Here is a 13,171-nt window from a genome sequence, read left to right as displayed (position 1 = left end):
TTGTTATTTCACCACTATATTTACTATTCTTCCTGGAACAACTATCTTCTTCACTATAGTTTTTCCTTCTGTAAACTTAATCACATTGGGAGCCGCTAAAGCTAAAGCTTCCAATTCTTCCTTTGTAATAGTTCTGGAAACATCCAAGGTAGCTCTCAATTTACCATTTACCTGCACACCTATCTGCACATCATCAGAGATAGTCAGCTCCTCCACATGAGTCGGCCAAGGTATTTGGAACAGGTGTCCCGTTTCTCCTAATTCTGCCCACAATTCATCGGTAATATGAGGAACAAAGGGTGACAACATGATTATCATTGTCCTTACAGTTTCGGTAAACACTTTTTTAGATTCACTGGTTGTTTCACCATTATCTAATATATTTGCCTTGAAATCCTGCAGCTCATTGATCAGTTCCATGTTAGCCGCAATAGATGTATTGAAGTGGTAGTTATCCTCGATAGATGCAGTTACTTTTTTAATAGTCTGATGTAATTTTCTGATCACATTTTTATCTGCTTTAGAAACCTTCTCTAAATCTATACTGCCTGTTTCAAAATATCCTTTATTTTCTACAACCATCCTCCAAACTCTGTTTAAGAATCTAGACGACCCGGCCAATCCATTTTCATTCCACTCCAATTCCTTCTCCGGTGGTGCAGCAAACATTGTAAATAACCTGGCAGCATCTGCTCCATATTCGGTAATTATATGCAATGGATCTACCCCGTTATTTTTAGATTTAGACATTTTTTCTACCTTTACTACCAGCTCTTCACCTGTGGTTTTAGAATATGATTTTTCATCTTTTATCTCAGTTTCATTTGGAAACAGGTACTTTCCTGTACTCTTCTCATAGTATGATGGTCCTAATACCATCCCTTGAGTCAGCAGCCTCTTAAAAGGTTCATCTGTAGATAATAATCCCATATCTCTGAGAACTTTATGGAAGAATCTAGAATACAACAGATGCATCACAGCATGTTCTACTCCTCCAATATATTGATCTACAGGAGACCAGCTGTCAGCTATATTCTTATCGATAGGCATATCTGTATTCTTTGGATCACAATATCTCAAATAATACCAAGATGAATCTACAAAGGTGTCCATTGTATCCGTCTCCCTCTTTGCAGGTCCTCCACACGTCGGGCAAGTTGCATTTTTGAATTCTTCCGATGTCTCCAACGGGTTTCCATTTCCTGAGAATTTAATATCCATAGGCAGTTTAACAGGCAGATTTTCATCTGATTCCATTACTATTCCACATTTATCGCAGTAGATAGCCGGAATAGGAGTTCCCCAATACCTTTGTCTGGATACTCCCCAGTCTTTTAATCTGTATTTTACCGTTCTTTCACCAAATCCCAGTTCTTCTACATGCTCCGCCATCTTAGTTAAGGCTTCTTTAGATGAAATCCCATCAAATTTATCAGAATTAGTCATGATACCCTTTCCGATAAATGCATTTTCCATCTCTTTTACTTCTATTTTTATCTCTTTTTTAGTCTTCTTCTCTATAGGATTTATTACTACTTTCATAGGCAGGTCATATTTTTTTGCAAAGGCAAAATCTCTTTCATCATGAGCAGGCACAGCCATAACAGCTCCTGTCCCATAGTTCATAAGCACATAATCTGCTATCCAAAGTTCTACTTTCTCACCATTTACCGGATTGATCAGGTATCTCCCTGTAAACACTCCATTTTTTTCCTTACCCTCTGCAGTTCTAGCTATCATATCTTCGTTTTTCATAGCATCTACCGCATCTTTGATCTCAGGTTTCTCCCCTAAGATCTCTGCTACCATTGGATGCTCCGGGGCTATCACACAATATGTCACACCAAATAGAGTATCTATCCTGGTGGTAAACATCGGTAATTTTTCCTCAGATCCTTCCAGATTAAAAGCTATCTCAGTACCAAAAGATTTCCCTATCCAGTTTTTTTGCATGGTAATTACCTTTTCCGGCCATCCCTTTTTTATCTCTTCATGTCCCTTTAATAATTCATCTGCATATTCAGTTATCTTGAAGAACCACTGAGTCAAATCTTTTTGAGTCACATCTGTATCTCCATGTCTCCAGCACTTACCATCTTCTACCTGTTCATTGGCTAATACCGTATCACACTTAGGGCACCAGTTAACTGTAGATTTTTTTCTGTACACCAAATCATTTTCATACATTTTTTTAAAGATCCATTGATTCCACTTATAATAATCCGGTTTATAAGAAGCTATCTCCCTGTCCCAGTCATATGAAAATCCCAACATCTTTAACTGGTCCTTCATATATTCTATGTTTTTTACCGTCCAAGTGGCAGGATGTGCACCATTTTGGATAGCTGCATTTTCTGCCGGTAATCCAAAGGAATCCCAACCCATTGGATGAAGGACATTGTACCCCTTCATAGTTTTATACCTGGCGATCACATCACCTATAGTATAGTTTCTTACGTGTCCCATATGAAGTTTCCCTGATGGGAAGGGCAGCATTTCCAACACATAATAATTCTCTTTTCCCTCTACTTTATTTTTTGTTTCAAATATTTTTTTTTCATTCCATGTGTTTTGTAAGTTTTTTTCGATCTCATTAAACATATATTCTCTCATCTACTACGCTCCCACTCTATATTTATTATATATTTTTGTTTATACCACAAAGGATTAAGTCAGGCAGCAGCCTAACTTAATCCTTTATATGTATCCAGCCACAGCTCACTTTTTCTTTTTATCCTTTGGATGGCATTATCCACTGCCTTTACCTTTTCACCCATTTTTTCCGCAATCTCTTTATACGGATATCCTTTTACCATATATCTAAAAACAGAAGTTTCCAGCGGACTTAACTTTCTCTCCAGGTAATTTCTTAATCCATTCATCTGCTCCTTAGACAGAGCCAGTTCTTCTGGATTATACGATTGATAAGATTTTAATCCCCTAAAATATTCTATCTCCCTATTGGTCTCCTTATTTTCGTTCTCTATACCAATAGATGTATTCAACGCTTTATTCTTGTTGGAGTTGGCTTTTTTTATAGCTGTAATTATCTGCCTTTTCACACAAATTGTGGCAAAAGTTTTAAATGATGCCGCTTTCTCAGTATCGTACGCTCTAATAGCCTTTAATAGTCCAATCATTCCTTCTTGAATAAGATCATCTCTTTCAGCACCCAGTAAAAAATAGTTCTTGGCATTCATCATAACAAAACCCTTATAGTTTTCCACAACCATCCCTACAGCTTCTTCATTTCCACTTTTTGCTTCCTCTAATATTTCTTCAGTAACTTCAAATCTCGCTCTCTCTCCCAAAATTTTTACCCCCGTTAAAATCCTATTAAAGACAATCTTCTATTAAACTTATTATCGATTTTTTGATATTTCCGACAGTAGAATTCCACCTGCAACCGATACATTCAATGAATTTATCTTACCTTTCATAGGTATTTTTATTAAAATATCGCAATGTTCCCTCACTTTCTTCCTTATCCCAAATCCTTCACTACCTAAAACTAAGGCTGTTTTAGCAGGATAGTTTTCCTCATGATAATATTTTTTTGCACTTCCTTCTGCACCATAGATCCAGAAATCGTACTTTTTTAACTGATCGATTGTTTCAGCTATGTTTTTAACTTTGATAATATTCACATGCTCTATAGCTCCTGTAGATGTTTTTACTACAGTTTCGTTTATCTTCACCGAATTTCTTTCTGGTATTATTATTCCTTTCACGCCAAAAATCTCTGCACTCCTGATCAATGCACCAAAATTTCTAGGGTCCTGCACTCCATCTAAGATTAGTACAGTGGATTTCTCTTCCTTTACAGCACTTTCTAAAAACTCTTTAAAAGTTATATAGTAATCGTAGTCACTTATATAAGCCACTACCCCTTGAGAGTTTTCAATTTTTTTCTTACCTGCCTTTACGATTATGTTTTTTTTGCTGGCTTTAGTTTTTAATTTAGCCACCTGTTCAGGCCTTACACCTGTAAATATCTCTATATATTCTATATTTACATTAGATTCTATCGCTTCATTTACAGCGTTGATCCCTATTATTTTTTCCATTATTACATCTCCACCTTAATTCTTTCTATGTCTGCACCTATCTTTTGTAATTTTTTCTCTATCTCTTCATACCCTCTGTCTACATGGTATATCCTGGTTACTATAGTTTCACCTTTTGCTTTTAAGGCTGCCATAATAAGTGCTGCTCCCGCTCTCAGGTCACTGGCCATTACTTCTGCACTACTAAATTCTTCCACACCTTTTATTATGGACACGTGGCTATCTATATGGATATTTGCTCCCATCCTGTTTAATTCCGGGACCTGCATAAATCTATTTTCAAATATAGTTTCCTTTATCTCACTGGTTCCCGGCACTAACGCTAACAATGTCATAAATTGAGCCTGCAGATCAGTGGCAAATCCTGGATGAGGAGCTGTTTTTATTATTACAGGCTTTAAATCCTCCATCTTACCTTCTATTGTAGCCAGATCTCCGTCAAATTTTACTTTCACTCCCATTTCTTCAAGTTTTGCAACAAAACTTCCCAGATGTTCCTGAATAGCTCCTTTAACTTTGATCTTTCCGTCAAATAAAACCGAGAGAACCATATAAGTTCCAGCCTCTATCCTGTCTGGCATGATAGAGTATTCCACTGGTGTTAACTTTTCTACACCAACTATAGTCAGTTTCCCTGTCCCAATTCCTTCGATCTTAGCTCCCATAGCAGCCAGGTAATTACATAGGTCATCTATCTCAGGTTCCCTGGCTACATTTTCTAAGATGGTTGTACCCTCTGCTTTTACAGCAGCCATTATAATATTTTCAGTAGCTCCCACACTTGGAAAATCCAAAACAATATGGCCTCCAACTAATTTTTCAGCTTTAGCTTCTACGTACCCATGGGTAATCTCAATTGTAGCTCCCAACCCTTCAAATCCTTTTAGATGTAGATCTACAGGCCTGGAACCAATGGCACAGCCTCCCGGCAAAGATACTTTAGCATTTTTTGCATGGGCCAGCATGGGTCCCATTACTAAAAATGATGCTCTCATTTTTTTTACCAGATCGTATTCAGCTTCTAAATTAGTCAATCCATCATTTATAATTTTATAGCTGTTCCTTCCTATTTTTTCAGTTTTTAACCCCAGGCTTTCCAACAACTTCATCAAAGTCCCGATATCTCTTAGGTTTGGTACATTATGTAAAATATGAGTTCCTTTTTCTATTATTGTTGCTGTTATTATTGGAAGGGCTGCATTTTTTGCTCCACTTACTTCCAGTGTTCCGCTGAGTGCATTGCCACCCTTTATTTTAAAAGCTCCTATCATCTTTACTCATTTCCTCCTAATTTTTTCCGGTCTCTGCATACCGGACAGTTAGTCCCTAATAGTTTATCTAAAATATTAAGTCTTTTAAATTTATCCAAATAACCAGGTAATTTGTCCTCAATTTTAAGATAACATTCATTACAGATGCTCTTATTCTGATTTTTAGAAAATTCATATCCCAGTCCCACATCTAAAAAATCCTGATCCATATCCCTTATAACCAATTCATCCTCTTCATTATCCAAAGCTTTGTCCGAAACCACTACAAGTCCTATGTCACCCAGGTAGTCAAGACCATCTATAAGTTCATATCTAAAATCTAATTTTTCCGCTTCCTTTATATAAGGTTTTAGATATTTCAGTCCTGTATCTCTCCTTAATTTTAAAAGCTTAGCGGAGTCACTTTTCATGGCTTCTATCACCTCTGAATAGAGTTCATCTTCCACCAATTGATCTATTTTTAAAGCTACTATTACCCGTTCCCTGTATTCGTCTAAATAATACTTTTTTTCATGCTGAATACTATATAACTGATTCATTTTTTTTTCTTTTTCATCCAACAAATCCAAATGATTCATTTCTTTCATAGTTATCACCCTTTTTTTTAAGTTCAATTATAATTATACCACATTAAGGTCTTTTTTCAATCCTTCCCAACAAATTAGTTATTTTTTATGAGTATTAATTAATTTTTCATATTTTCCCAAAGATGAGGCGTCAGATTTTAAAATATTATTACTCAATAAGGTAGATATAATGTATAATTTAATAAAACAATCTAATGCGGAGGCACCTATGAAAAAATTAATATTTTTATTTATAGTACTATTCAACATCTCTTCTTATTCTATTACAATAACAATAATAGGAGAAGACGCAACTCCCCTAAAAGAAGTCATTGCAAATATCAATAATCAAGTTAAAATAAGTGATTCAATAGGTCAAGTTACCTTCGACACTTCAGAAGAGATCCTGAATATTTCCATCTCTAAGGAGGGTTATAAGGAAGAAGTTCTCACCCTGAAAAACTCCATAGATGGGATTCAAAATTTCACTCTTGTAATGAAACAATTAAATACTTCCTACGTTACATTGGAGTTTCCTGTAAGTGATGGGTTGATCGAATATCGTGAAGTCGGCGCAAGCAGGTACACAAAAGTACCTTTTTTAGGAGGTTTTAAATCCATGGAGTTCTTATCAGGAACTTATGAGTTTATCTTTTCTGCAAAAAACTCTATAAAAAATAAACAAATATTAAATTTTAAAGACAGGTCTGAACATTTTTTTATAGATATAGATATCCCTAAAAATAAGTTCTTTATCCTGGGAAATACCTCTAAAAATAAAGGGATCAAGTTTTATGAAGACAACATCGGCAAGGTTGTTCCACTTAAAAATCTTACCCTTGTAATCTTTCAAAATGGTAAAATTATAAAAAAAATCAAACTTAAAGATACCTTTGTTCCCGTTGAACTAGAGGACGGAGTATATGACTTTATGGTTGAAGATAGGTTTTATTCCGACCTTTATTTCAGAGGTCTTAAACTTAACTCCGCTGTCAATAAAAATATAGTTATATCTATCCCCTCTGTACAAACCACTATCCGTGGTGTTATAAAAAATAAAGACCAATTTATTGGAGGAGCCAAAATTTCATTTACAGATGTAGGTAACAACTCCTATGAGACTATGAGCTCCTTTGCAGGTGAATTTTCTATAAATCTACCTCCACAAAAATATAAAATAACCCTTAAAAAACCCGGATTTATTCTGGAAAAGAATCAAAATTTAATCTATGATTTTACTGCTCTGGAAGAAGTTTATAACCTCATCCTCAATACAGAGGAGCTCCCCAGTAATGTTGAGGGTATCGTTACAGACGACAAAGGCAGGCCTATTTCAAATGCTGATATTATGGTGAAAAACGGAGATGAAATAATCCATTTAAAAAGTGGTGATTTTGGAAATTTTTCCACACCTATCCTCCCGGGTCTGCTGTTTATAAAAGTAGAAAAAGATGGATATAAAGCCTTTGGTGTTGTAACAAAGTTAGAACGTTTTTCTACCCTTTCCGGTTTAAAAATTTCTCTGACACCATATCTTTCTAATATCTCCGGGATAATAGGTAATAGCTTTACCCCTCTAAGCAACCTCCACCTGACCCTTATGAATCGTCAGGGAGAAGTTGTGGCAAATACCATTTCCAATCAAAATGGATATTATGAATTTTCCGACATTAAGATAAATGAAAGCTATTTTATCAGTGTGGGGGTACAGCCCTATAAGTATTATTATTCCGATGTTTTTACCCTGACAAAAGATGACTTAACAAATAAAAATATTATCCTGCAGGGCCGAAAGATCCGGGTTTACTTAGAATTTCTAAACAATTCCAAAACACCCCTCCGTAATAAAGAGATTATGGTGGAAGGTACGGCTTATAAAACCGATACCAATGGATTTTTGCTGTTAGAGCTCCCTGAAAATATGAAAAATATAGATATAAATGTAAAGTCATACGGCTATCAAAAACAAATCGACCTGACTTCTATGTCTACAAACCCAAATCAATTAACTATAATCATTGAATAACCTTTCGCCATGGTGAACCCATTAAAAATCATCAAAACACTTTATTTTAAATAGAATTTTAAAGAAAACAAGAATTACATCTTAATATTATTGTAAGCGTGAAACATCAGTTATTTAATAATAATTAGAGAGGTGATCTATTTGATCACCTCTCTATCTTAATCTTCCTCTATCCCCATATTTGCTACTCCATTTAATTTTAAATCAGCAAATATTTTATCTGAATCTCCATATGTCAGCTTATAATACCCTGCTGCTGCAATCATACCAGCATTATCAGTACATAATTTCATAGATGGGTAAAAAACTTCTATCCCCTCTGATTTTGATCTCTCCAACAGTTCCTTTCTCAATAATGAATTGGCTGCTACCCCCCCTGCTATAAGGATATTCTTCACCCCTTTTTCCGTAGCTGCTGCAATGGTTTTCTTACAGAGTATGTCCACTACTCTGTTTTGAAAACTAGCTGCTATATCGGCGGGATTATATTCCTCTTTTTTCATATTCATCTTATTCACATAGTTTATCACCGAAGTTTTTACCCCTGAAAAACTAAACTCATAACCCCCAACCTTGGGTTCCGGCATAGGAATCTTATCACTATCTCCCTCATATGCTAATTTATCTATTACTGGTCCACCGGGATATCCTAACCCCATTACTCTGGATACCTTGTCATAAGATTCTCCTACTGCATCATCCAGTGTCCCCCCCAGATTAAAGAATTTATGATTTTCATCGATATATATTATATTTGTATGCCCTCCAGATACCACCAGTGCAATTGCAGGCAGTTCCACCTTGTGTTCCAAAAAGTTCGCATAGATATGTCCCTTTATATGGTGTACCGGTATTATAGGTATATTCCTTCCGTAGGAGATCCCTTTAGCAAATGAGATCCCGACTAAAAGTGCTCCTATGAGACCAGGTGCATAGGTTACAGCTATATAATCCACATCATCCAGGGTTATTTCAGCTTCCTTCAAGCTGACTTCCATTATAGCTGCTATATTTTTAATGTGGTGCCTGGAAGCTATTTCAGGAACAACTCCTCCATATTCCTTATGTATGTCTATTTGCGATGAAATATGGTTGGATAACATTTCCTTTCCATCCTTCAACACTGATATAGACGTTTCATCACACGATGTTTCTATTCCTAATATAATCATTTTTTTCTCCCTTGTATCATCTCTATTTTATTTTTCCTCGACTTTATATCAGATCGACACCTATTTTTTTCATCAACTCTTTTATCTGGCTTTTATCCAGTTTTTTTACAGTTATCTTTCCCATTTTTTTTTCAAACATAATATTTTTATCCAGTTCTTTATCGTCGTGCATAATCTGAACCTCGCCTATCCTTACCTTGGGATGTTCCCCTTCTTCTATATATACAAAACTACTTTGATATTTATTTGTATCGCACCCAGCATGCAGAGTACCGTGAGCTTTTCCATAGACAAAAATATTTTTCCTGCTCTTTACATAGGATCCCGGGTTTAGATTCCCTAATATTATTACACTGGTATCTGAATTAATTTTTTCCCCTGACCTTAAATTTCCATAATGAAATCTATAATCAACTTTTTTTTCCGTTACTTTATTGGATTTATCTGCTTTTTCTAGTGGTTTTAAACTCACTATAGACTCTATTATTTTTTCCAGTTGTAAAGTTTGACTTTCGCTAAAATTTGAATCTACTATCTTATAAAATTTTAATGTTCTCAGTAATTTATAATTTTTTATAATTATACCTTTTAACTGCCCCTCTATCATCTCAAAAACTGTAGTTGAAGGTATTCTTATTCCAACTAAATTTCCTGATATATTTAGTTTTATCTTCTCCATACCTCCCCCTTTTATTTATAGATATATTTTTTCACTTTATATTTTATAACCCAACTTAACTCTTTGTCAATACAAACTTTTCCTATCTATTCCTCGTTCCCTTTAAAGGCGGCTTTTATCTTTATTTTTTTATTTAAAGGATTTTTTAATTTTTAAGAGAATAAAAACAAGAATCAAAATTTATTTTTAGGAGGTAAAGTTATGGATTACGTAGATTATTTTTCTACACTTTTTATCACTTACGGACTTAAACTTCTCTACGCTGTATTAATATGGGTTGTTGGAAAGTTTATCATCGGCAAATTAATGCTGCTGGTAGACAAGAAGATGGAAATTGCTCGCACTGAAATCACACTCAAGAAATTTTTACATTCTATAGTTAACACACTTTGTTACGCTTTTTTATTTATCGTTATCATCTCTACTCTGGGGATACAAACAGCTTCCTTTGTAGCTGTACTAGGTGCCATGTCTTTAGCTATTGGATTTGCACTTCAAGGCAGTTTGGCTAACTTTGCCGGAGGTGTCTTGATTTTGCTATTTAAACCCTTTAAAATCGGTGACTACATAGGAGCTGCTGGAGTTTCTGGAACAGTTGTTGAGATACAGATTTTTGCTACCCTTTTAAATACTCCAGACAACAAAAGGATTGTTATTCCAAATGGTAAATTATCCAACGACACCCTTACAAACTACTCTAAAAATCCAACCAGGAGGGTAGATATTACTTTTAGTGTAGGATATAATGACGACCTGGATAAGGCTAAATCTGTTCTTGTTGACATTGCAAAATCTCAAGAAAAGATTCTGAAAACCCCTGATATTTTTGTAGAAATAATAGAATATGGGGATTCTTCTGTCAACATAGTTTATCGGGTTTGGTGTGATGCAAAGGATTATTGGGGTGTTTATTTCCAATCTATGAAGATGGCAAAAATTGAATTTGATAAAGCTAATATCTCCATTCCGTATCCACAAATGGATGTACATGTAGAAAAATAAAATCAACCGCTAAATAAGAATCAGGGAATTTTTTCCCTGATTTTTTTATCCCTTTTCAGCTCCTTCACATCTTATATTAATTAAGTAGGCAACTCCTTGAGATATTTTGATGCCCTTACCTTAATATTACCTCAAGAATTGCCTATTTTTAATTTTTTGCACAAGTCCAATCCTTCATCTATGTTATAATTTATTCACACTAAATCGCAGCAAAAAGGAGATGAACATGCCAAAAATAAAAACAATAATTTTTTCAACCATACTCATTGTGGCGTTATTTTTTATCTTTAAAAACAAAGATAATTTTTTTTCAAAAAAAGAAATAACCAGCAAGAAAGAAGTGGCTTTACCGTCTGCTATGTATATTTCAGAATTGACTACTTTAAGGGAAAGTATAGATGGAAAACCAAAAAATTCATTGATCATTGGTACTTCAATAAACATTTTAAAAGTCGAAAAAAATTGGGTATATATATCGACTGAAAAGCCTGATTATAAGGGATGGGTTGAAAAAAAATATCTCACTGAGATCAAATTAAAGGATAAAGATATATTTCAAACTATCAAAGTTTTAACAGATATACCAGTAGATAAGGAGGGAGCTGAAAATAATAATAAGAATTTTATAAAAAAAATGGTAGATACAGATTTTAATATCAGGGAACTATATCAATTAGGAGATGTACAATTTAAATCCATCAATAAACAATTCTATAAAAATAATCCTAAAAATGATATTAGGGCTGTATATATATCTCTCAATGGAATGTATCATGTAGACGATTATATTGACTTAGCAAAACAAACAAATATCAATGCATTTGTTTTAGATATAAAAAATGATCATGGAAGAATATTATTTGAGTCACCTACAGCACGTAAAGTTTTAGGTGATTCCTATATTCGTCCCAGGGTAAAAGATATGAATCTATTCATAAAAAAACTAAAGGATAATAATATCTACCTTCTTGGCAGAATCTCTACCTTTAAAGATGAGGCATATGCTATTTCCAATAAAAACGATACCATTTTAGACAAAAGATATAACCGTGCATACCGAAGTTCAGATAAGATCCCATGGTTGTCCCCTTACAATCGGAATATCTGGTATTATAACGTAGAGTTGGCAAAAGAAGCTGCCGATTTAGGATTTAATGAAATTTTATTTGATTATGTCAGGTTCCCTGACAGAGTTCAGAACCTGGAAAAAAACTCAAAATTAATCTATAACAACACTTATTCGGAAACAAAATCAGAAGTTATCCAAAGGTTTTTAAAATACGCCCATGATGAACTAGCTAAAAAAGAAGTTTATACAGCTGCATCTGTTTTCGGTCAAATCGGTATCTCAAAAGATGATGAAAATATTGGGCAGCATTGGGAATCCATCTCCAACGTGGTTGACTTTATCAACCCTATGGCTTATCCGTCGCATTATAAAGGTGGAACATATGGACTAAAAAACCCAGATAATAATCCGTTTACACTATTAAATTATTATACAAAAGATGTAATTTTGAGAAATGATAATTTAGAAAACCCTGCTATTATCGAAACATGGATTCAAGGGTTTAGTGCTCCTTGGATTAAAAATTATAGGAATTATAAAACAAAGGAGTTAAAAGAGCAGATAAAAGCTCTTAAGGTAGAAGGTTTAAATGGTTATCTTGTTTGGAACGCATCCAGCCGTTATTATTGGGATGGTTTAAAATAAATATTTTTCTAAATTAAAGAGGCTGACCCAAAATGGTTAAGTCTCTTTTTGATTACTAAATCTAGTAATTAAACGACTAGAGAAACACATTATTTAGTAGTTATTTCAAAGTGAAATTTAGTTATGAGCTCCCCTCTTTAATTTGTTATTAATAAGTAATAGTCATCTTTTTATTTTTGATAGTATACATAAAAAAAGAGTTATCTCATGATAACTCTTTTTTTTATAAACATCAGAATAATTCCTGATTAAATTTTATTTGGTGGAGATAAGCGGGGTCGAACCGCTGACCTCCGCAGTGCAAGTGCGGCGCTCTCCCAACTGAGCTATATCCCCTAATAAAAAAGACTTGGCAAGTTCCTATCCTCCCAAGGGGCTGCCCCCTAAGTACTTTCGGCGTTTACGGACTTAACTTCTGGGTTCGGAATGTGACCAGGTGTACCCCCGTAGCTTTTCTTACCAAGCTTACTTTCTTATTGAATATTGTTAAACATTCAAAACTATATAATAATGTTTTTTATAAATTAACTTTCTAAATCATTTTGCTTTAGGTTAAGTGTTCGTCATATTAGTATTGGTCAGCTAAAGACTTCACAGCCCTTACACCCCCAACCTATCAACCTCGTAGTCTCCAAGGTGACTTATCAATGATAGAATACTTATCTCTGAGTTGG

General features: G+C 34.4%; 10 protein-coding genes, 1 tRNA gene and 2 rRNA genes. 3 read left to right on the top strand and 10 right to left on the bottom strand.

Annotated features, from left to right (window positions below):
* Positions 1–3: 3 nt before the first annotated feature.
* The 5 genes from leuS to DYH56_RS13465 form a co-directional block, all read right to left on the bottom strand.
* Positions 4–2,613 (bottom strand): leucine--tRNA ligase, encoded by a 2,610-nt coding sequence (gene leuS / locus DYH56_RS13485; protein ID WP_114643401.1) that lies wholly within the window; start codon positions 2,611–2,613, stop codon positions 4–6.
* A 71-nt stretch (positions 2,614–2,684) separates the two neighbouring features.
* Positions 2,685–3,311, bottom strand: coding sequence for a sigma-70 family RNA polymerase sigma factor (locus DYH56_RS13480; protein WP_233500047.1), 627 nt, complete (start codon positions 3,309–3,311; stop codon positions 2,685–2,687).
* A gap of 51 nt (positions 3,312–3,362) precedes the next feature.
* The gene (rlmB, locus tag DYH56_RS13475) at positions 3,363–4,067 is read right to left on the bottom strand and encodes a 23S rRNA (guanosine(2251)-2'-O)-methyltransferase RlmB (protein ID WP_114643400.1); all 705 of its coding nucleotides are present in this window, start codon (positions 4,065–4,067) and stop codon (positions 3,363–3,365) included.
* A 2-nt stretch (positions 4,068–4,069) separates the two neighbouring features.
* Entirely contained in the window at positions 4,070–5,338 is a 1,269-nt protein-coding gene (murA, locus tag DYH56_RS13470) for a UDP-N-acetylglucosamine 1-carboxyvinyltransferase (RefSeq protein ID WP_114643399.1), read from the bottom strand.
* Between the two features lie 2 nt (positions 5,339–5,340).
* A complete protein-coding gene (locus tag DYH56_RS13465; RefSeq protein WP_233500046.1) occupies positions 5,341–5,925 on the bottom strand; it encodes a DUF1694 domain-containing protein in 585 nt (194 codons plus the stop codon).
* Positions 5,926–6,133: 208 nt separating this feature from the next.
* Between DYH56_RS13465 and DYH56_RS13460 the strand changes: the two genes are divergently transcribed.
* Positions 6,134–7,930: a carboxypeptidase-like regulatory domain-containing protein gene (locus DYH56_RS13460; RefSeq protein WP_114643398.1), complete on the top strand. Its 1,797-nt coding sequence runs from the start codon at positions 6,134–6,136 to the stop codon at positions 7,928–7,930.
* 158 nt (positions 7,931–8,088) lie between these two features.
* On the opposite strand, the gene tsaD is transcribed toward DYH56_RS13460, so the two are convergent.
* Together tsaD and DYH56_RS13450 are read right to left on the bottom strand one after the other, a co-directional pair.
* Positions 8,089–9,102 (bottom strand): tRNA (adenosine(37)-N6)-threonylcarbamoyltransferase complex transferase subunit TsaD, encoded by a 1,014-nt coding sequence (gene tsaD, locus DYH56_RS13455; protein WP_114643397.1) that lies wholly within the window; start codon positions 9,100–9,102, stop codon positions 8,089–8,091.
* A gap of 43 nt (positions 9,103–9,145) precedes the next feature.
* Positions 9,146–9,781, bottom strand: a complete 636-nt coding sequence (locus DYH56_RS13450; protein WP_114643396.1) for a septum site-determining protein MinC — start codon at positions 9,779–9,781, stop codon at positions 9,146–9,148.
* A gap of 201 nt (positions 9,782–9,982) precedes the next feature.
* Here DYH56_RS13450 and DYH56_RS13445 point away from each other — a divergent pair, with 201 nt between their 5' ends.
* Entirely contained in the window at positions 9,983–10,783 is an 801-nt protein-coding gene (locus DYH56_RS13445; RefSeq protein ID WP_114643395.1) for a mechanosensitive ion channel family protein, read from the top strand.
* Between the two features lie 226 nt (positions 10,784–11,009).
* Positions 11,010–12,497, top strand: coding sequence for a putative glycoside hydrolase (locus DYH56_RS13440; protein WP_158539158.1), 1,488 nt, complete (start codon positions 11,010–11,012; stop codon positions 12,495–12,497).
* A gap of 260 nt (positions 12,498–12,757) precedes the next feature.
* Here DYH56_RS13440 and DYH56_RS13435 read toward each other — a convergent pair.
* From DYH56_RS13435 to DYH56_RS13425, 3 genes are all read right to left on the bottom strand, one after another.
* Positions 12,758–12,833 (bottom strand) — tRNA-Ala (locus DYH56_RS13435).
* Positions 12,834–12,844: 11 nt separating this feature from the next.
* Positions 12,845–12,961 (bottom strand): 5S ribosomal RNA (gene rrf / locus DYH56_RS13430).
* A gap of 84 nt (positions 12,962–13,045) precedes the next feature.
* A 23S ribosomal RNA gene (locus DYH56_RS13425) occupies positions 13,046–13,171 on the bottom strand; the annotation flags it as partial.

Source organism: Psychrilyobacter piezotolerans, assembly GCF_003391055.1.
GTDB classification, from domain to species: Bacteria; Fusobacteriota; Fusobacteriia; order Fusobacteriales; family Fusobacteriaceae; genus Psychrilyobacter; species Psychrilyobacter piezotolerans.
Note: the sequence above shows the minus strand (reverse complement) of the source record. Positions and strands in the feature narration are given on the sequence as shown.